This is a genomic window from Salinisphaera sp. (assembly GCF_002729955.1).
GTDB lineage: Bacteria > Pseudomonadota > Gammaproteobacteria > Nevskiales > Salinisphaeraceae > Salinisphaera.
This window is the reverse complement of record NZ_PBYA01000043.1, coordinates 20,950-41,653: the sequence shown is the minus strand read 5'-3', so window position 1 is coordinate 41,653 and position 20,704 is coordinate 20,950. Positions and strand designations below refer to the sequence as shown.

The window sequence follows — 20,704 nt, the reverse complement described above, 5'->3', positions numbered from 1 at the left end:
AGCGGATATAGGCACCCAGTAAGGCCTCGTGAGCTTGCCCGGCCCATTTTTTCGTCTGTTCGTTCGGGTGGATACGTGTTCGACCGTATTTGGCCTAGAGTAGCTTTTCCTGCGCCCGTCATTTTCAACCGAGTTGCCTATGGCCACGCCTGAAGTTTCGTCCAACGACCAGCCACAGACGCTGGATATCGACCCCGGCATGCTCGTGGAGCGGCTCGATACCTGGCTAGACGGGGCGATACGATTGCTGCCGAATATCGTGGTCGCGATCATCGTGTTCCTGCTGTTCATGGTGCTGGCCTCGATTGCACGGCGCCTGGTGGTACGACAGGGCGTACGCCGCTCGCGCGAGAACCTGGGCGAGGTGCTGGGTGGCTTCTTGAAGTGGACGCTCTTGGTGGTCGGCTTCATGTTGTCGGCGACGATCGTCATGCCGACTCTGCATCCGGGTGATCTCATCGCGGGGCTGGGTGTCAGCTCGATCGCGATCGGTTTCGCCTTCAAGGATATTCTGCAGAACTGGCTGGCGGGCCTGCTCATCTTGCTGCGCCAGCCGTTCAATATTAACGATCAGATCGAGATCAACGGCTACGAGGGTACGGTGGAACGCATCGAAACGCGGGCCACGATCATCCGTACCTACGATGGCCAGAACGTGGTCATGCCCAATAGCGATATCTATACCAATGCGGTGTTGGTCAAGACCGCGCATGCCAAACGGCGTAGCCAATACGATATTGGCATTGGTTACGGCGACAATATGGACAAGGCCTGCGAAATCATCCGCGAAGCCCTGGCCGGCGTCGACGAGATTCAGGCCGACCCGGCCCCCGAAGCGTTCGCCTGGGATCTGGCCGCCAGCTGGGTGACCATTCGTGCCCGCTGGTGGACCGACAGCCGTCGGGCGGACGTGGTGCGCGTGCGCGCCCAGGCCGTACGGGCGATCAAGCAGGCGCTGGATGCTGCCCATATCGATATGCCCTACGAAACTCGCGTTGCGCTCTGGCACGACCAGACCGAAGCAGGCGAGGGCGATCGCAGCGCCCAGCGCGAAGGCTGGCCGGTCGACCCCGAGCGGCCGACCGAACCGCGTTGGAAAGCCAAGGCGCGGGCGCATGCCGACCGCGAGCAGCCCCAGCAGCCGACCTCGAGGGACTAAACGATCGGGGCAGCGATCAATGTGGCCCGCTCAGGGCCTCCTGGACGGGGCATGCGAGCCGCGTTGCAGCGCGATCGCCCGTCAATCGCGTTCTGCCAAAGCCTAGTCGGCCAGTACATCCGGATGGACTCGCCTTGTCGTGATCGCTGGTGAGGCAGTGCATTTGAGCGAGCCGGAGCCCAGGGCTGCTCAGCGCCAAGCGCCGGAACATGCGACCCCGGTTCAAGAGCTGCTCGAAGAAGAACGCGGCGCAACCGCAGGCGGTGAGGGGCGATGTGTTTGATGAATGGGCATAATGCGCGTCGGCCAGCCTCCGCCTGACTCGTTTCTGGGCGCCGGTGGCCGCGACTTGTTCCACTGCCGTACGCCGATTCAATGCCAGCGACCCGTTGTTTATTTCTATCCGCGCTCGTGCTCGTTTGCAGCGCGATGGCTTTCTCTGCCGTGGCCGCGCCGGACTATGCGGTGGCGCCGCGCACCGGCCTGAGCGCGACGCACGGCTTTTCGCAGGGGCTGGCCCGCGTGCGGGGTACGAGTAGATACGGCTTTCTCGACCTGCAGGGCCGGTACGTCGTCGAGCCCGAGTACGACAAGGCCGGCGATTTTCACGACGGCCTTGCACCGGTGGGGAATTTCAAACGCAGCGAGGTCGGCATGCGTTGGGGCTATGTCGATCGCCAGGGCAAGCGCGTGATCGATTTGAAGTACGCCGAGGCCCGCGAATTCTCGGAAGGCCTGGCCGCGGTCAAGACCCGGGACGGCGACTGGCAGTTCATCGATACCGACGGCCAGCCCGTGCTCGACGTCGACCCGCGCTGGCATGGCGTGGATGCCGACAACCCGAACCTGCATCACCCGTTGGGGAATTTTCACGACGGTTGGCTGCGTATCGTCGATGAACGCGGCGGCAGCAATTTTGTAAACCGTGACGGGCACAGGTTGCGCGACGAGCCCTATCCGGCGGCGGCGCCGTTCTCCGACGGGCTGGCGGTGGTATCGACCCAGGCCACGCCCGTATCCCGGCCCGAGGGCGATAACGAACTCAGCCGTATCTACGACAGCCTGCCGGGGCCTACGCCCAAGACCTACCAGTGGGCCGTCATCGATACCGAGGGCGAGATTCGCTTCACGATTGCCGACGATATGGAACGTGTCGGCCCGTTCATCGATGGGCGGGCGAAATTCTATCGCGACGGCCGGTGGGGCATTATCGACGACCGCGGCGAGGTGGTGGTGCCGGCGCGCTACGAGCACAAACCCCGCGGCTACGGCGACCGCGTGACGATGTTTGCCGTTGACGGCGAACGCAGTGATAACAGCGACGGCTATATCGAGGTGCTGGATCGCGACGGCCAACGCATCGCACGCATTCCGTTCCTGGATGACGAGGGGCGGTTCATGATCGACGCGAAGCACGTATTCCACGAAGGCCTGCTTGGCGTCGAGCTGGCGCGCGGCCTCAATGAGGGCAAGGATTTCGAGCGCCTTGGCTGGGGTTTCATGGATACTCATGGCCGCATGGTTATTGAGCCGCAGTTCTACAGCGTCGGCCACTTCAGCGAAGGCCATGCCTTCGCATCGCCGATGAACAGCGGCACCACCGGCATCCTGCGCAACCCGCTCCGTGGGCAAAGCGAAGACCACGCCGGCTGACGTCGCGGATACCGCTCGGCTGGATCTCGGCTGCCGGGTTGGTCGAAGCGCAAAGTGCTGCGCCTCGGCATGGTTTTCTAGCCACGGGCGAGCCGCGACGCACGGAGGCATCTGCGCAGTTCGGCCCCTGCAGCGGCTGCGATAGCCGGATGCTGCGGACGGTGTGTGTTCGGCCGTGGCGTCCGGCCGGCACGGGTCATTAAAATAGGGCCGTTCTGCGCCCGCCATGCACCCGACGGCTCGACTGCTATGCACCTGTTACTTTCCGTGCTGGAACTGGCCGGGACGTTCGTTTTTGCGCTCAGTGGCGCGATGGCGGCGGCCCAGAAGCGGTTGGATATCTTCGGGCTGGCGGTGCTGGCGTTTGCGACCGGCACGGTGGGCGGCATCACGCGCGATCTGCTCATCGGCGCCACGCCGCCGCTGGCGATTGCCGACGTGCGCTACGGGCTGATGACGATGCTTGCCGCGCTGGTCGTGTTCTTTGGTTATCGGTGGGTGGATCGCATCAGCCGGCCGGTCGCGATCTTCGACGCGGCCGGGTTGTCGCTATTCGCCGTGGGCGGCTCGATCCGGGCGCTGGAGTTCGGCATCTCGCCGGTGATGGCGGCGGTGATGGGCATGATCACGGGCATTGGCGGCGGCATCATGCGCGATGTGCTCATCGATCGCCTGCCCATGATACTGGCCCCGACCGAACTGTATGCCACGGCAGCACTGCTGGGCTCGGGCGTTGCGGTGACCGGCGTCACGCTGGAGTGGCCGTTCGTGCCCACCGTGATCGGCGCGGCCGTGCTGTGCTTTTTCGTGCGTTACATGGCCATGCGGCGCGGCTGGCATCTGCCGGTACCGCGCGTGCCCGACGACTGAGCCGTCGCGCCACGCCCGCGGTGGCCGCGCTGCTCGACGCCGCGCAGACACGCGCCCGTTGCAGGTGCCTGGTCGATCCGGCGTAGGGTCTCGGCAGCGGACCCTTCGTGCCGGCATGCGTCGTTTGGCGGTTTATCGCACGTTGCGAGCGGGCTTCAGCGCTGGGCGTTCTGGCTTTGGGCCTCGACCCCGAGGGTATCGAGTACGGAGCCCGCAGCCCGGCCCTGCAGGGCGGCGGTAAAGCGTTCGACGAAGCGTTCGTGGCTGATGCGTCCGGTGGTGCTGCGCAGGGGGCCGAACCTCAACACCACGTGGCGCGAGGGTGGATGGCACTGGGCGGCGCCGAGCGTGATGCGCCGACAGCGCGGCAGCGGCGCCTGTTCGTGCAGCTGCAGATAAACGCTGAGCTGGCCGTTGTGGCGGTCGAAGCTGACGTTGTCCACCGCATCGATGGGAATGGGGTCGCGCAGAGCCCGGCTGATGACCGCGCGGTCGGTGACTTGTACCACGGCCGGTGGTTTGCCCAGCCACCGCCACGCCGCCAGGGCCAGGCTCAGCACGCCCACACAGGGCGCAACGATCGCGGGCAACAGCAAATCGTGGGTGGCATAGCCGGATACGAACAAAAACAGTCCGCCCAGCAGACAGGCGATGCCGACCCCAACGCTTACCGCGATCACCGCGCGCATGTCGGCGTAGTAGACGTTGTCGGCCGGCGTGTTCTGCCGATCTCGTACCAGCGCGTGCAGCCAGCGGGCGTAGTCGTCGGTGAGCAGATCGGCCAGCTCTCGGTCGATCTGTTCGACCACCGGGGCGTCAGGGCCGATCAAGCGGGACAGGGCGTCGTGCCCGGGCGCGATTGTTCGCTCCGCTTGAGTATCCAGGCGACGGTCGTGGGCCACGCCAAGCGCGGCCAGCCGGTCGTTGAAGTTCGGGTGTCGTGCATGCGGATCGGGCGCGGTGGCGTGGTCTGCAACGGCCGGCATGGCGTTTGCGCTTAGCCAGGCATCGGCGGCGGAGAACGGGCGTTGCGGGGACGTGATCTCGCCATTCTGAAAGGCTGCGAGCGCCTGCCGGGCCACGTCTTGCGTGGCCGCCGCACGCAGCAGCGTTGCCGCGGCGACCGGTGCCGAGCTTGCAGCGGCGGCGGCCCGGTCGGCGCGGTATTCCGCCGCGCGTCGATCCCTGGCCACGGCGCGATCCAGCGCGGCCATCACGCTTTCGGCAATACGGGCGACGGGTCGTGTGAGCAGGCCCGCCAGCTGGGCGCGGGCGCTGCTGTGTTCGAGCGCGGCATAGGCACGCCCGACGGCGCGTTGGTCCGCGGCGAGCGCCAGCGCCTGTTCGATGTCGGCGTTGGCGACATGCGATAGCTCGTGGGCGATCAGCGCCCTGCATTCGGCTTCGTCGAGATGGGCCAGCGTCAACAGGGGCAGGTGGAGCGTGCAACCCTGCATATCCGTGCCTGCCGGCTGTAGCCGGATGGGGGCGGCGGTCACGAATGCGCCCTCCACGAAACCGAGCACGATCTGGTCGGGCAGGCGCGCGTTCTGTGCCTGGGCGATGTCACGCACGGCCTGCCATAGCGCAGGCGCCGCAGGCTCGGTGACCTGTTGGCCGGGCACCTGCATGACGGGCTGCTCGGCCAGCGTTTGGCGCAGTGCACGGGCACCAGCGACGAAGCGGAACAGATCGATGCCGGCAAACAGCACGAGGCTGGCACAGGCCATGATCGCCGCCTTGTGCAAAATCGGCATATCGCCGTGCAACGGGTCGGACAAACCCAGCGCGATTGCCAGCCATAGCGCGGCCGAGGCCAGCGTGGCCGCCAGCGCTGTCGTGGCGGCGACAAGCAGGCGCGGTAGCCGTCCGCGCAGCCAGCGCGCGGCCTCGATCAGTCGGGTTGGTTCATGGTTTGCCTGGCGGGCGCGACGATGCCCGGCCACGAGCAGATAGAGGCTGAACACCAGCCAGAGGCCCGCCGATAGCGCCATCCCGCCCGCGGCCCAGTGCTGTAGCCTATACAGGCCGCGCGCGGCGACGGCGCTGGTCAGGTCAGGCGGATATGCACCGTGCAGCCAGGCCACCAGGGCGAGTGCCAGACAGGTCGCAGGCGCGAGAAATCCGGCGAGGAAGGTTCGGGTGAGGGCAGGCAGGGAAGCGATCATGGACAGTACAGCCGTCGAGAGCGCCCGCGAATATAAACGACTAGGGATCTGTGGCTGCTAACACAGCCATCGACCGCGCTACCGGTGGCCTTTGAGGCTTGTTCCGGCCGGGCGCTGCGTGCTGACAAGGCACGGCGCCGGATGTGCGGGCTAGGCCGATCGGGCCGGTTGGTTGCAGGCCGGACTGTTCGCAGTCACCCGATTTCGACCCGCGGTCTTGCTTTCATAGAGCGCGGCATCGGCACGGGCCAGGGCCTCGGTCAGGCTTTCGTCCTCGCTCAGACAGGCCACGCCCAGAGACAGGGTACAAGCCAGCGTCGGCGGGTCTTCGCGGGGGAGCGACCGCTCGGCCACGGTTTCGCACACGCGCGTGGCAAACAGGGTGGCTTCGTCTGCGTTCGTATTCGGCAGCAGGAACAGAAATTCTTCGCCGCCCCAGCGGGCCACGGTATCGCCGGCCCGACAGCAGCGTTCGAGAATGCCGGCGACATGCACCAACACCTGATCGCCGGTTTCGTGGCCGTGGCTGTCGTTGATGCTCTTGAAATGGTCGATATCGGCAATCGCCAGAGACAAGGGCGCGTTTTCACGCCGGGCGCGTGTCTGCTCGCGCCCGGCCAGATCGAGCAGATAGCGTCGATTGAACAGGCCGGTGAGGGCGTCGCGGGCGGCGTATTCACGCAGCTGGCTTTCGCTCTGGCGCACGCGCTGATAAAAAAAGCGCGCCGTATAGCTGGCCATGGCAAAGAATACGCTGACGTTGAACAGATAGAGCGCGACCAGGGCAGAGCCGGCGATCGGCGACAGCGGCCCGAAGTAGGTCGCGGCCAGATACATGCCGACATAAATGCTGAACAACGCTGCCAGCGGCACGACGATACGCGATATATAGCCGCTGACCATGATCGCCGGAATGAACATCACCAGGTAATAGTGAAAGCCGGCCTCCCAGCCCACCGCGAGCGTGCCAATGATGGCGTGGCCCATGACCTCCAGCCAGATCAGCCAGAGGGCAGGGGTGTTGTAGCGATGGGCGAGCAGGCGGTTGGCCGTGGCATACAGGCCGATGCTCAGCAGATTGATCCATGCCATGTAGGCCGGGCCGGACCATAGGAAAAACACGAAGAAAATGGCATCCACGCTTGCTGCGAGAATGGTCACGCGACGCGTCATCAGCCAGAACGCACGATGCGCGGTCGTGCGGCGCGCGTCGATTGCCAGATTCATGGGATTGCCTCGTCGAGTTCCGATGCATGCGGGGCCGTTCAACCGCCCCGGCACCCCCCCCCTCGGAAAACCGTTAGTGACGTTATCGGCCGATCGCGTGCGAATTTGAGCGCCGGCCTTTCTCGCTGCCTGGCGCAGCGCATCGGGCGTGAGCGGTTGCTTGCCGCTTTAAGCCTGTTCCCTGGGCGTCGGCCCGCCTAAGGTTCGCCCAGTCGCTTTCGGCGCTAGAAGTCGAACTGCAGGTATAGCGTGTTGTAGTTGCTGCCGCCTTTTATACGCCCGTACTGCGAGGCCTTTTCGAAGATCGCGCTGCGGTGGTGAATGGAGTAACCGACCCACACATGACGCCATGCCGGGCGGTTGAACAGCGTGCCGGCGTTCAGGTCGAGGGAGAAATCGAGATAGTTCAACAGGCGACTCGGCTTGTATTCCTTGCGTGCCATCTCGCTTGCCTCGATATAGGTGACATCGTCGATATAGGAGAAACCTTCGGCGACGCCGAAGCGCCATTGCAGTGGCCATTCGAAGGTGTAGTAGGCCTTGATGGCCGCTACATATTCGGTGAGCGTGGACTGTCTGCTCGACGGCCAGTGGTGCACCACGCCCGGCGTAAGATAGATATCAAGCGGCCGGCCGAGCACGTCGTCGGCGAGCGGATGACCATAGAACAGTGACGTGAGCTGGTTGTTGTAGCGGTCTTTTTCAGTCTTGCCGGCGAGGATGTCGCCGATGTTGGACGGCGTGGCCCAGCCGTGGGCGATTCGCACATAGCGGTCGTTGGTGAGGCTCGATTTTCGGGCGCTCGACTGGTTTTCGAAGTAGCCGAGCCCGAACAGGACGCTGGCTTCGTAGCGATCGGCCACGGCCCGGCTGTCGTAGGCCGCATCATCGAGACGTCGCAGGTTCGTGGCGCCCAATAGATAGAAATTGTTGGCGAGATGATAAAGGGCATCCAGGCCAATGCTCGCGTCGATACCGTCGCCTATGCGTTCGCCATAGAAGGTGTCCAATGCGTAGTAGGTCGTGTTGAAGTCGGCGTCCTTATAGCGGACCGTCACATTCGGTGTGAGTTGCCAGTCGCCGAAGGCGTGGGTCTGTGCCAGCCGCAGGTTGGCGTGCAGACGTGCATCGCGATCGCTCATGAGTTCCAGATCGACGGTCGGTCGCGCCGGCGCGTCGTAGCGCAGCTGTAGGCCGAAATCGATCGAATCCTCGTCCAGGGCGTTGCGGCGGTCGGCGGGCAGGTCCACGAACCGCAATCGGCTCAGCGCGCTGACCTCGACCGGTACCGTAGAAGCGTTGAACAGATGCGCCCCGCCTTCGCTGCCGCGCAGGAAGAAATAATCGTTTTCGTAGAACAGCATGGGTACGAGCGAGGCGGTCGCGCTGTCGCCGCCCACCGCGAACGGTACGGAAGCAAGTCGTCCGGCAGCGGCGATGCCCCAGACCTGGCCGTCTGCACCACGTGTCTCGCTGGTTGCGGATGCCAATGACGGGCCAGCTGCGTACACAGGGGAACGCAGTGCCGATTCGGGGGGCGCGGTGGGACGGTTTGCCGCCGCGCTGGCGTGATATCGGTCGGCGCCATCGGCCTCGTGCGGTCGTGGCAGGCGTTCGGCGTAGCCGGGGGATGACTGGACACCGCAGAGGATGAAACAGCCGATGATTATTAGCGTGCTTCGGTTTTTCATAGTCGGGAAAATCGAAATCGAAACAGCCTTTGTGCGTTTCCGCGAACGTTCTGCCATCGTCCGAGCCGGCGGCTGAATATAGGTAATACTACCGAGACTCGATGGCGCGTTTCAGTGACCCTGCCGTACGAGATCGCCCGCCCTGATTGTCTACGGCTGCGCAATCCGTGGGCCGGGCTCGACAAGTTTTAGCGCCAGTGGGCATGACTTTCGGTGCGCAGGGCCGGGTGTCGCGACGGCGATCAGTGCATAGTGCAGCAGGCGGGTTCGATTCGCGGTATCGATCGGTTCATACTCCGCGCCCTATCCCCGAGGCAAGGCGATCATTTAATGCTGTTGACGGCTCCCGGCCTCGTCGCGATCGAAGGCTATATCTATCTGTTGGCGGTCATGGCGGCGGCCAACCTGATGCCGCCGCTGCCAGCCGAAGCGACCATCCCGTTTGCCGCCGCGCTTTTCGACCAACACGCCTTGCGTGTGCCCCTGGCGATCGCGGCCTCCGCCGCGGGACTGGTGCTGGGTACGCTGCCGCTTTATTTTTTCGGCCGGGTGGTCGGCGAGGCCCGTCTCAAGCGGTTTCTGGTCGGCCCTGGGCGGTGGCTGCTGATCAAGCCGTCCGATATCGATCGCTCCGGCGGGCTGTTCCGCCGCTATGGCGATGCGATGATCGTCGTGGGCCGCTTGATTCCGGGCATGCGGTCGATGATCTCGGTACCGGCGGGTTTGCATCGAATGCCGTTCGGCCGGTTCCTGGTGTCCACGGCTGTGGGTTCCACGCTTTGGGCGAGTGTGTTGATCGGCGTGGGGCACGGGCTTTCCCATGCCCTGCACGGGGTCACGTCGTTGCGCGTGGGTCTGGTGCTGCTCGGCGCGATGATTGTGCTCTACCTCATACGGCTACGGGCGTTGCTCAAGGCAGACCGCCGGCAGAACTAGCGGGGCGCCGCGACCGTCGCCGATACCGCGTTTGTCCTGGTCGCAAAAAAGCCGGCGACGCATGACGCGCCACCGGCTCGATACGCAGGGGCCGGCGTTTACTGAACGGTGGCGATCACGCTGTCTGCGCTATAAGCGAGTTCGACGGGCGTATCGCCGCTGTCGACCCGGGCGAAGCGCCCGGCGAGGTTTCCACCGCTTAGCAACGTCAGCTGGGTGCCGGCCGCCGGCACGTCGGCGCTATCGAAATCCAGCGTGAGCGTGCCGCCCTCGATATAGACCGTCTTCGTGGCGATCAGCCGGCGGGCCTCGGCGTCCATGGCGAAGGTAAGGCCGCCGCGGTTGACGGTCAGATTCCCTGCGATCGCGACCGGCTCAGGGCTGTCGATGGCGACCGTGCCGCCGTCGACATATACATCGCCCGCGCCGAATGCCGTGGCCGAACGCGCGGCCAGCGTGCCGTCGCGCACGACGGTGCCGCCGGTGTAGCCGTTGTCGCCGGCCAGTTCCAGAATGCCGTTGCCGTCCTTGACCAGACGTCCTTCACCGTCGATGTCGTTGCGCCAGATGTCGTGTGCGTTGAAGCCGCCCTGGTCGGCGTCCATCGTGACGTTGACATCGCCTTCGAACGCGCCATAGCCGTTGGCCGCTTCGAACAGGTTGAGCCGGCCCCAGCCGTTGGTATCGTCGAGAATGGGATAGCCGGAATCGATCGCGGTGGTATAGAGCACGGCACGACGCTGGTCGCCGCTGAGATAGGGCAGGCGCGAGGCCAGAAGTGCCTCGGCACCGGCCGGTACCTCGGGCGCCTGGCCGGCCTCGGCCTCGTTCTGCGGTAGGCCATAGGTCATCCGGAACAGATAATCCTGCCGGTTGGTCTCGTAGTCGTCGTAGCGGTTGGTATCGTAGAGTTGCGTGCGTACGTTATCGCCTTCGATCAGCCCGGCTTCGTCTTCCACCCGCCGGTGCGCATAGTCGTAGAGCGACATACCGGCCGCGCCGGCCTGCTGGCCGAAGAATTGCTGGGCGCGGTTGTAGGCGGCCGTGGCTTCGGCCTGGATATCGGCCTGGTTCAGGGCATAGCTTGCGACCATGGTGGCGTGAATGCGCCCGCCGATGACGTCCACGGGCGAATGCATGCCCGCCACGATGCGGTCCTCGCCCAGCTGCGAAGCGCGGGTGAGCATCTCCGCATAGCGCTGCGGCAGGGCATAGGCATAGGCCAGCGCGGCGAGATAGCCGGCGTTCGTGTGCCCGCTCGGGTAGCCGCCGTCCTTGCGCCGGTTCTGCGTTTGCGGCGTATAGAGGCCTTTTTCGTGGTGGCTTTCGCTGTGCGCGCGGCGCGCACACATCAGCCCGGCGACGACGTCGACGTTGGTGGTGTACTGATCGACGGTGCGCAGTTCGGTCGAGCCGTTGGCGTCGGTACAGGCGTAGTTCTGGGTGGTGCCGAGGAAGTCGATCTCGCCCGTATCGGTCATGCGCCACGGCCGCGGCGTGGAGAAAATGTATTTGGACGCGCTGGTGGATGCCGGCGAACGCTGGCGGAACGCGTCGACGAGTCTCACCACTTCGCCCAGCTGGGATGTCTGGTCGCCGGCGAAACGGATGTTGTCGTTATAGGCGGAAGAATAGTGCTCGTCCTCGAGCACCTGCGCGACGCTGGGCACGGCAATGTCCACATAGGCGCCGGAATTGTCGACATAGCTTTCGGTCAGCGGGCCGTAGCCGTCAATCACGCTGTAGTTCTTGCTGCGCGTGTCGTCCAGAAAGGCCAGGATCGCTTCTTCGTCGCTGCGGTTCTGTGTGACCTCGAGTACATAGGCCATGTTGGCGGCCCACACGTCGGTATCGACGATCGGGTTGTCCAGATAATTATCCGGGCCGTCGCCGGAGGCGGCGTTCTGATAGGCGTCCGATGTGCCCTTCCATAGGTCGTTGATACCGCGCAGCGCATAGGGCACGGGGTTGTCGCCGATCACCCAGCGCAGCGTGCCGTCCGCATTGTTGGACGCGTAGCGAAGGCTGGGCAGCGGATAGGCTGGCTGCGGCGCGTCGACCGCCATTTCCTCGCCGACGCCTGTAGGCATGGTCGGCATGGCCGGCTTGGCCGCCGACGTCGTAACGACTGAATCGTCCGAGCTGCCGTTGCAGCCCGTGATCAGCAGCGCGCCGACGAACACGGGTATCAGAGGCCGTATAACGGCCTGCCTACGAAATAAAATTGCCACGATAGAGGTCTCTCCGAAGAGCGGTGCGAAAGCGCAGGAGCCTAGTGGCGGTTTGTGAACCTTTCGTTAAGATTCCTTAAGGCAGGCCGTGTTTTATTTTCGCGTCACGGGTTGAACAAGGTTTGTTGCGTGACGAGCTGCGCGGGCGGACGTGCGTACCGGTCCGCGGCGCGTAGTAGTTCGCCTGCCGGCGCCGGCCGTGCGAAGAAAAACCCCTGAAATTCGTGGCAGCCGATGCCGGCGAGATAGTCCGCCTGGTCGCGGGTTTCGATGCCTTCGGCGGTAATCTTCATGCCGAGCCCGGTGGCAATGTCCACGATGGCATGAACGATGACCTGGTCGTTCTGGCGCTGGCCGATTTCCTGCACGAAGGCGCGGTCGATCTTGATGCGGTCGAACGGGAACGAGCGCAGATAACTCAGCGACGAATAGCCGGTGCCGAAGTCGTCGAGCGCGACGCGCACGCCCAGCGCTCGCAGGCGACACAGCATATCCAGCGCCACCTGAGGCTCCTTGATGAATACCGTCTCGGTGACCTCGATCTCAAGCCGGCTGGGCGCGAGCCCGGTTTGTTCCAGTACGGAGACGATATGGGTATGCAGATCGGTATCGCTGAATTGTCGGGGCGATACGTTGATCGAGATACGGCGTTCGTTCTGCCAGCTCGCGGCTTCGCGACAGGCCTGTTCGATGACCCAGTTCCCGAGTACGAGGATGAGCCCACTTTCTTCGGCCAGGGGGATGAACTCGGCCGGCGAGATCATGCCGCGTTCGCTGTGCGGCCAACGGATCAGTGCCTCGGCGCCGGTGATCGCGCCGCTTTGGGCATCGAATACTGGCTGGTAGTACAAAACCAGCTCGTCGCGGGTGAGCGCTGCCCGTAGCTCCTGTATGACCTGCTGTCGAAGCTGCAGCTCCTTGTCGAGTTCGGGCGAGAAAAAGCGGAACGTACCGCGGCCATCGTTCTTGGCCCGATATAGAGCCGCGTCCGCGCTCTTGAGGATATCCGCGGTGGTCGCCCCGTCGGCCGGCGCGAGGGCCACGCCGATACTCGCGCCCACGACCACCGTCTGGTTGTCGATGATCATGGCGCGGCCAGCGGCCTCGATGATCTGGCGACACAGGATTTCGAGCTGTTCGATTTCCAGGCCCCAGGCCTGGATGACGAATTCGTCATCGCCCAGACGGGCGACCACGTCCTTCGACCCGACGTTCTCTTGCAGGCGGCGGGCGATCTCGACGAGCGTCGCGTCACCTGCGGAATGGCCGAAGCTGTCGTTGACGGCCTTGAAGCCGTCCAGGTCAATGCTCAACAACGCGAACGAGCGCCCGCGCGCCAGCGAGCGGCGCAGCAGGGTGCTGAAGTTCGCGCGGTTGGGCAGATCGGTAAGCGCATCGTGCTGAGCAAGGTGCGCAGCCCGCGCCTGCGCCTGTCGCGCTTCGGTGACATCCGCCATGACGCCGCGATAGCCCGCGAAGCGGTTTCTCGCGTCGTAGACGGGGCGCCCCGAGATCGAAAACCACGCCGCACGCGAGTCCACCGATAGCGAAATGACGACGTCCCTGAACGAACGGCGCCGTATGAGATTGGCTTCCAGATCTGCAAGCGCTTCTCGGTTGAAGTCGATGGACACCTGCTCGAGCAGTTCGAGAATCGGTTTCCCGGACAGGGTTGCTTCGTCCATCGCGATCGCCTGCATGAAGCGCGATGAAGGCTGGTCTATGCGTAATCCGTCGTCGGTCTGCCATAGCCAGTCGCTCGATTGATTCTCGTGTTCCTTGAGCAGCACCTCGATCGTTTGCGTTTTTCTTGCCAGCTCGATCTCTTGAATGACCGACTCGCGGAACAGCGCCGACTGCTGGCGCGTAATGGCCAGCGCCGCGACCACGCCAGTGCCGAAAAGCACGATGAGCGCGACCCGTTCCCAGTCCAGGCCGGCCATGCAGAGCACGGCCACGGTGACTAACCAGTGCGTGACCGTAAATGAGCACGCCGCGGGGAATAGCGCGGTCAGCATGAACGACGCCGACCAATAGGTGCCTAGATAAAGCGAAAGCATATAGGCCAGCGCCAGGCCGTCCGCGTGCACGATCGCCCAGCCGGGAAAGCTGGCAAGCAATGTTGCGTTGATCACTGTCGCGACGACGACTGGCCGGACGCTTCGGGCTGGAAGGGGAATCGGCCCCCGCGCCGTTGCACGGCGCAACATACAGAACCGAACAGTGAAAACGACGAGAACGGCCACCGTCCAGCCCAGCGAGATCAGACCCCACTCAGGGTAGAACAGCAGACCCGTCACGATCGCCGGGATGATGAAGCTGATTAGCCCGTGCTGGGTGCTCAACTGAGCCGCGTGGATCTGGCGACCGCGTATGATGTCGGCCTGATGCTGTGCCTGCAGTTTGCTGGATTCAAGCTTGGGCATTGGAACGCGTTAACTTCGAGTCATGGGGAGTGAGGTGTGGGCTGTGCCGCGTCCTGGTGCCTCACGCGCCTGATGTTTGCCGTGGGCAGGGCCATCACGCGGGCTAAGCTTATTCTGGTAACGCGCTGTGGCTTGTTGTGACGGGCCGCGTCAACGGGTCGGGACGAATTTCCAGCGCGTTTGCCCCTTACCGGATCATCGGCTGGGGCAAACGTTTCTTTAGCCCGCGCCCGGCGATCACGCCATCGCGTGGAGCGGTGCAATGTGTAACCGTTTATTATTCCGCCGAACTGGGGCTGCTTGCATGGCGCGAGCCCGTCGCGCGGCACAGCGCGCATGTTTGTTTTCTTGCGTGGGGTGATTTGCGCTCGTGATCCCGACAATCTCGATTCGTTTGGCTTCGATGCTCGCCATCCTGCTGTTTGCGCTTGTTCTACCCGCGGCGTGCATGCGGACCAGCGATGCCCCGTCGAAGACCGCCCTTGCCGAGCAGGCCGGCGCGACGGCCCGGTTCATGGCTAAAGCCGCTGCGCCGGGTGAAAATCCGTATCGCGGGTATCGTAGCCGCCACTACAGCGAGGCGAGGCACTGGCTTTGTCATCCGGGTCAGGCGCGGGCCGACAACGTGTGTCGCAGCGATACGCGGGCCACGGCGGTCGGTCCCGACGGCAGGCTCACGCCACTGAAGACAAGCTTCGAACGCACCTCGGCGGTGGCCTGTTTCTATGTCTACCCGACCGCCAGCATGGCGATGGGCGCGAACGCCGACTTTACCCCCGATGACGAAACGGTGGCGATCACGAAAATACAGGCTGCCCTGTATCAACGCGCCTGCGACGTCTATGCGCCGGTCTATCGTCAATCCACGCTCAGCCTGATGGCGCTCGACATGGTGCCCGGCGTCAAGCGCATGACGTCGCCCGCCAAGCAGGACGCCTATGCCATGGCCTATGCCGATGTCGTCGATGCCTTCATGCAGTTCGTGGGCGAAAATGATGACCGGGGCTTCATACTGATCGGCCACTCCCAGGGCTCGGAGCTGCTGATGCGCCTGATTCGCGACGTGATCGAGCCCGATGCCTATCTGTCGCAGCATTTCGTCGCCGCGCACATCCCGGGGGCGAACATCGCGGTGAACCGTGTTCCGGCCCAGGGAGACACGAGTTTTCGGCATACGCCGGCTTGTCGCACGGCAGACGATATCCACTGCGTGGTCGGCTACAGCAGTTTCAGCCGCGACGATCCGGCCCTGGGGGAGGCGCCCAAGTATGGCGTGACCGAGGCCGCCAACACCCAGGCCCTGTGCGTGAACCCGGCACAACTTGTCAACGGCAGCACGCGCCTGGATGCGCGCCTGCCGACGGGCTACCCGCCGGTGTTTCGCCTGATTCTCAAACCCACGGATGCCAACGCCGGTCCGTTTCGCGACGGCGCCCTCAACGATGCGATCGATACCCCGTTCTATGCTCTCCCGGGCCGGATTCACGGGCGTTGCGTGGCGCACGGTGGCGCCCATTATCTGGCCGTTTCGATCGACACGCCCGAAAACGTTGCCCTGATCGATCAGCTGCCGGGCGCTTTCTTCGGCAATACCGGCTGGGGGCTGCATCTGATCGATATCAACGTGGCACAGGCCGATCTCGTGCGTCTGGCCACGCGCCAGGCAAAGGCATGGGCGGCGAGCCGGGCGGGGCAATCCAAGCCGCGATAGGGGCGCGTCAGGACGCAAGCCGGAATAGGCGTCGGCGTGCGGGTAGGTGGCCTAGCCCCGGGTTCGGGCACTGACGCCTATCGGCGAGGCCGGCGCCAGGCGTCAGTGCCAGGCGCAACGAAAACGCGCGAGCAGGGCAACCAGTTCGGACTGGCTATGCGTACCGGTCTTCGCCAGGACCCGTTTGATATGCGTGCGTGCCGTGGACTGCGTGATCCCCAGGCATTCGCAGAGCGTGTCGATGCGCTGGCCGTCAGCAAGCAATTCACAGACGCCGACTTCGGCGGGCGTCAGTCCGAAGCTTTCACGTAGCAGCGGCCCCTCCACGGGCCCGGATTCGCCGGTGTCGTTTATCAAAACGATGGCGGCACAGCCGCTATGGGCCGCCGTCGCGAATACCGGGCGACGGCGTTGCGGTATCACCATCGCGGCATAGGGCATCGCACCGGAGGGCCGGCGAAGCGAGATTTCGCAGGGGCCGCATGAGCGAGGCGCAGGCTCGTTCAAAGCCTCGCAGAGTGCGTTGCGCAAAATAGCGGCGTTGTGGCTGTCGGCCGCACAAAGCCGTTGCGCGCGCAGCTGCAGACCATCGTTGCGGGCGAGCAACCGCTCACCGGCAGCGTTTGCGTGTATGAGACGTGCCCGCGAATCCAGCATGAACATGGCGACGCGAACACGCGCCAGGACCTCGCGCGTGGCGTTGTGCTGTTGATCTGCGGCTTCGATCACCCGTGTGGTGCGTACGGCACGAAGCAGGTGCGGACGCAGTTTGGAGAATGCGTCGATCTCCTGTGGCTGGACATGCCCGTGTGCTCGACTGAATTGTAGCGACACGAGCATGCCGTCGGTGGCGTTATTGGCGATGCGCTGGGCGACGTAGTAGCGCAGGCCCAGATATCGTTCAAACCAGTCGTAGTAGGCGCTGCAGCGCATGCCGGCTTCGTCGATATGACGGTAGTCGTAGAACAGCGACTCGTTGGGGTGGCGCAGTATCCAGTCGAGCCGTGGGTCGATGGGATGATAGTGGGCGACATACTCGTCTTCGGCCTGCGCGATATTGGCCGTGGTGACCGAGAACAGGTGGTTTCGATGGGGCGTGTCGTAGCCCTGGATAATCGCGGCGCCGGCATAAAAATGACGGGCGATGGCGTCCAACGTGTCCGGCCAACCCTCGGGAGCGAGCGCCGTGTCGTAAATGCGATCAATCAACGATTCGAGCGTGGACTGCCGCCTGTGCCTCGACGCATTCGCCATGATTGCCGCGCATGGCGGATAGCTGCCCGCCGTGGATTCTGGCCGATTTCGAAGCTTAGCAACACTGCATGAAAATATCGTTATGCGGCCCGTATTGGCCGCCAATACGAGTACGAGATCCGCAGCCAGGCCAAGGGGAGTCGGCGTTGTGGGGCAGGCGGAATCCGACGTGTGGGAATTGCCGTCACAGGCAAAGGCGGCGCATGAGTCTTACGGCTCATGCGCCTTGTGCAACTGCCTGCTGTTTTTGCGAGCGCGCGGCGTAGCGCCGGGCGCGGGCCGTTGTTAGCGCGGGCTGCGGTGGCTAGAGCCCGATGGCAATCGGGGGTTGGCTGCCCCCGCCGCCTGAACCACCGGAACCCCCTGCGCCCGCGCCCACTGCGTCATTTGCCACGGGCTTGAGGGTAAAGATCGGACAGCTCGAGCGCGCGGTATCGGCCGAAAATACACAGCTCAGCAGTGGGCGGTCGTCGGCGCCGCGGGGGAGAATGACCATGAACTGGGCGTCGGCGCTGATGAGCGTGGTGAAGGCGCCGCTGCCCCGTGCGCACTGTGGTTCCTCGGGGTCGTAGCGGCCGCCGGACGTACGGGGGAACACGCCATAGCTCGTATTCATAGTACCCAGCAGCATGACCAGAAGACTGCAACGCTCGGTGTTGCTTCCAAAGGACACCAAGCCGGTGATGCTCGGGTCGTTGTCGATAGGAGAATTGAAAGGTTCGCGATCGAGGGTGGCGATTTCCAGCGGTACGGCATCGTCAGCGATACGCTCGTCCGCCGACGCCGTGGCGTCGTCGTCGCCAGGTAGATAGAAACCGGCGCCTGCCCATGCCCCTTCGGCGTCTTCGAAGGCGTATTTCAGGTCGGCGTCGGCTGCGCCTTTTTGCAAAATGCCGGCTTCGCCGTCGGTATTGAAAAAGGCGGCATAGCGATTGGCCGGATCGACGAGCAGAAAATAATCCTGTTCGAAGCTGTAAATGGTGTAGCCATCCGCAAGCGCGCGTGCTTCGGCATCCCGGTCGAGGGTGAGCTCGCGCTCACTGCCGTTGATGGCCACGCCGCTGATATCGCCGGAATCGTCGAAGGTGAGCCGAAAGGTGGCCAGAGCGGCGACGTCGCCGAGGCCGAGCGGCGACGATTTGCTCAGCTGCGGTGTGTGGTTGAAGGTGCCGCCCCAGGCGCCTTGCAAGGCGGTGGTGGGCGTGACAGTCGGCGTGGTGGGTGTGTTGGATGTGGTCGGTTCGCTGGTGGTGTCGTCGCTGTCGCTACTGCCGCAGCCGACAAGGCTGAGTGCAAGCGTGCATGCCAGCAGTGCGGTCCATGGTTTGTTCATTCGTTCCCCCGGTTGAATGATGGTTCTCGGGAACGATGGTCTGCGCTCCAGGCGCAGCGCGCGTCCCCCGAATTGGGTATGTCGGGGGTACAAGGTCGGTCAGCTATGCGTGGTCGCGCCTGCGGGGCGATCAACTGCACGGCCCATAATCAAGAACACCCCGGCTTTGCGCGAAAACCGGGGTGTCGTTTCATGCCGGCGCGAGGCCTGTACGCCTAGCGCTGGCTTTGTGCCGGGTTCTCCGGCTCGCGGTTGTCGCCGGGCGCAGCGTCGTTTCGGGTGATACGCCAGACGGCGTTGGTGAGATCGTCGGCAACGATCACCGCACCGTCGGGGGTCACGCTCACGCCCACCGGGCGGCCACGGGTCTTGCCGTCGTCGGTGAGAAAGCCGGATACGAAATCGACCGGGTTGCCGGCGGGTTTGTCATTCTCGAAGGGAATGAACACCACCCGGTAGCCGACCGGGTCGCCGCGGTTCCAGCTGCCGTGCTCGCCCACGAACACGCCGTTGGCGAACTCGCCGCCGACCTGCGCGTTGGAAAAGGCCACGCCCAGCGGGGCATGGTGCGAACCGAGGCTGTAGTCGGGCGCGATCGCCGCTTTCACCTTCTGCGGATTCTTCGGGCGTACGCGCGGATCGACGTTCTGGCCCCAGTAGCTGTAGGGCCAGCCGTAGAAGGCCCCTTCCTGAACCGTGGTGAGATAGTCCGGCACCAGGTTCGGGCCGAGCTCGTCACGTTCGTTGACCACGGCCCAGAGCTGGTCGGTGCCCGGCTGGATGGTCAGCGAGGTGGGGTTGCGAAGACCCGTGGCATAGGCACGGTGGGCGCCCGTCGCCGGGTTGATCTCCCAGATTTCGGCGCGGTCGACTTCGGCTTCCATGCCGCGTTCGGTGATGTTGCTGTTGGAACCGATGCCGACATACAGATGCTCGCCGTCGGCGCTGGCGGTCATCGCCTTGGTCCAGTGATGGTTGATCTCGGCGGGCAGGGCCGTAACCACTTCCGGCTCGCCGGTGGCTTCGGTCTGGCCGGGCTGGTAATCGAAACGCACCAGCGCGTCCTGATTGGCCACGTACAGATCGTTGTCGATCAGCGCCAGGCCGTAGGGCGCGTTGAGGTTGTCGGCGAACACCGTCTGCTGTTCGTAGCTGCCGTCGCCGTCGGCGTCACGCAGGAGGGTGAGGCGATCGCCGCTTTCTACCGACGTCGTACCCCGTGATTTGATGATGCCCGCAATGAAATCCTTGGGGCGTTTCTTGGGCGCCTTGCTGCCGCCCTTGCCTTCGGCGACGAGAATATCGCCGTTGGGCAGCACCAGCGTCTGGCGCGGCACTTTCAGGTCGGTGGCGATCGCGGTGATCGTGTAACCCGCGGGTACGGTGGGCTTGGAATCCCCCCACTCGGCGGGCTCGGGGATCGTCATGTTGGGCAACAGCCCGCGCTGCGGTTCGGGCAGGTTCGGGTTGGCGCCGAACTGCTGGTCGGCATCCGCGGCCGTCGCCGCGCCTGCAAATAGGGCGAGCGAAATGGCGCTGGCGTAGAGCATGGGACGTGTATTCATGACCGGCCTCCGAGGCGGGAAAAACCGAGCAGCGTTGCGGCACAGGCCAGCACGGCGACGACGATGGAGAGGATGAAGCCGGTCGGCATCATTGCCCAGACGTCACGGGCGTGGATCAGTGCGTTCACGAAACCCAGCACCCAGGTCACAAGCAGCAGTACGACGTACAGCACATAGGGCGCACGATGGCGGGCCCGGAACAGGCCGATCAGGCCACAGAGCATGGCAAATCCGGTGAACACGAGCGCGCCCGCGATCAGCCAGGAGGCAAAGGTGCTCCACTGCACGAGATAGGAAGTGGCATAGGCGTAGTCGCTGAGTGCGGCGCCGAGGAATAGTGGAAAGCTGCCGGATAGCAGCAGGCCGTGCAGCGGGTGGATCCCCGCGGCGGACGGTCGGGATGAAGTGGGGGTCAAGACAGGCTCCGTTGGATGCAAGCGGCGGCGAAAGGGCGAGATCGCCGATGCAATGGTTGTTACC

General features: G+C 64.2%; 14 protein-coding genes. 5 read left to right on the top strand and 9 right to left on the bottom strand.

Annotated elements, in window-relative coordinates; translation table 11 throughout:
• The first annotated feature begins 139 nt into the window (after positions 1–139).
• The 3 genes from CMN27_RS12355 to CMN27_RS12345 all read left to right on the top strand — a co-directional run bounded on the left by CMN27_RS12355 (position 140) and on the right by CMN27_RS12345 (position 3,682).
• Positions 140–1,159 carry a mechanosensitive ion channel gene (locus tag CMN27_RS12355; RefSeq protein ID WP_293626832.1) on the top strand — a complete coding sequence of 340 codons (1,020 nt, stop codon included), beginning with the start codon at positions 140–142 and terminating at the stop codon, positions 1,157–1,159.
• A gap of 429 nt (positions 1,160–1,588) precedes the next feature.
• Positions 1,589–2,812: a WG repeat-containing protein gene (locus CMN27_RS12350; RefSeq protein WP_293626830.1), complete on the top strand. Its 1,224-nt coding sequence runs from the start codon at positions 1,589–1,591 to the stop codon at positions 2,810–2,812.
• A gap of 249 nt (positions 2,813–3,061) precedes the next feature.
• Positions 3,062–3,682: a trimeric intracellular cation channel family protein gene (locus CMN27_RS12345; protein WP_293626828.1), complete on the top strand. Its 621-nt coding sequence runs from the start codon at positions 3,062–3,064 to the stop codon at positions 3,680–3,682.
• A 155-nt stretch (positions 3,683–3,837) separates the two neighbouring features.
• Here the strand turns inward: CMN27_RS12345 and CMN27_RS12340 are convergent, their stop codons facing one another.
• The 3 genes from CMN27_RS12340 to CMN27_RS12330 all read right to left on the bottom strand — a co-directional run bounded on the left by CMN27_RS12340 (position 3,838) and on the right by CMN27_RS12330 (position 8,567).
• Positions 3,838–5,850 carry a M48 family metalloprotease gene (locus tag CMN27_RS12340; protein ID WP_293626827.1) on the bottom strand — a complete coding sequence of 671 codons (2,013 nt, stop codon included), beginning with the start codon at positions 5,848–5,850 and terminating at the stop codon, positions 3,838–3,840.
• Positions 5,851–6,000: 150 nt separating this feature from the next.
• Positions 6,001–7,077, bottom strand: a complete 1,077-nt coding sequence (locus CMN27_RS12335; protein ID WP_293626826.1) for a GGDEF domain-containing protein — start codon at positions 7,075–7,077, stop codon at positions 6,001–6,003.
• A gap of 224 nt (positions 7,078–7,301) precedes the next feature.
• Positions 7,302–8,567 carry a MipA/OmpV family protein gene (locus CMN27_RS12330; protein ID WP_293626825.1) on the bottom strand — a complete coding sequence of 422 codons (1,266 nt, stop codon included), beginning with the start codon at positions 8,565–8,567 and terminating at the stop codon, positions 7,302–7,304.
• 531 nt (positions 8,568–9,098) lie between these two features.
• Between CMN27_RS12330 and CMN27_RS12325 the strand changes: the two genes are divergently transcribed.
• Complete coding sequence (locus tag CMN27_RS12325) at positions 9,099–9,704, top strand: DedA family protein (RefSeq protein WP_293626824.1); 606 nt, start codon at positions 9,099–9,101, stop codon at positions 9,702–9,704.
• A 98-nt stretch (positions 9,705–9,802) separates the two neighbouring features.
• Here CMN27_RS12325 and CMN27_RS12320 read toward each other — a convergent pair whose 3' ends face one another.
• Positions 9,803–11,887, bottom strand: coding sequence for a phosphatase PAP2 family protein (locus CMN27_RS12320; protein WP_293626822.1), 2,085 nt, complete (start codon positions 11,885–11,887; stop codon positions 9,803–9,805).
• 152 nt (positions 11,888–12,039) lie between these two features.
• A complete protein-coding gene (locus CMN27_RS12315; protein ID WP_293626820.1) occupies positions 12,040–14,070 on the bottom strand; it encodes an EAL domain-containing protein in 2,031 nt (676 codons plus the stop codon).
• 694 nt (positions 14,071–14,764) lie between these two features.
• Here CMN27_RS12315 and CMN27_RS12310 point away from each other — a divergent pair.
• A complete protein-coding gene (locus CMN27_RS12310) occupies positions 14,765–16,072 on the top strand; it encodes a DUF3089 domain-containing protein (protein ID WP_293626844.1) in 1,308 nt (435 codons plus the stop codon).
• A gap of 102 nt (positions 16,073–16,174) precedes the next feature.
• On the opposite strand, the gene CMN27_RS12305 is transcribed toward CMN27_RS12310, so the two are convergent.
• From CMN27_RS12305 to CMN27_RS12290, 4 genes are all read right to left on the bottom strand, one after another.
• Complete coding sequence (locus CMN27_RS12305; protein WP_293626818.1) at positions 16,175–17,281, bottom strand: helix-turn-helix transcriptional regulator; 1,107 nt, start codon at positions 17,279–17,281, stop codon at positions 16,175–16,177.
• Between the two features lie 349 nt (positions 17,282–17,630).
• Positions 17,631–18,659: a hypothetical protein gene (locus CMN27_RS12300; RefSeq protein ID WP_293626816.1), complete on the bottom strand. Its 1,029-nt coding sequence runs from the start codon at positions 18,657–18,659 to the stop codon at positions 17,631–17,633.
• A 215-nt stretch (positions 18,660–18,874) separates the two neighbouring features.
• The gene (locus tag CMN27_RS12295) at positions 18,875–20,224 is read right to left on the bottom strand and encodes a sorbosone dehydrogenase family protein (protein ID WP_293626814.1); all 1,350 of its coding nucleotides are present in this window, start codon (positions 20,222–20,224) and stop codon (positions 18,875–18,877) included.
• Complete coding sequence (locus tag CMN27_RS12290) at positions 20,221–20,640, bottom strand: DUF2231 domain-containing protein (protein WP_293626812.1); 420 nt, start codon at positions 20,638–20,640, stop codon at positions 20,221–20,223. Before CMN27_RS12290 ends, CMN27_RS12295 begins: the two co-directional genes overlap by 4 nt.
• Positions 20,641–20,704: the final 64 nt, after the last annotated feature.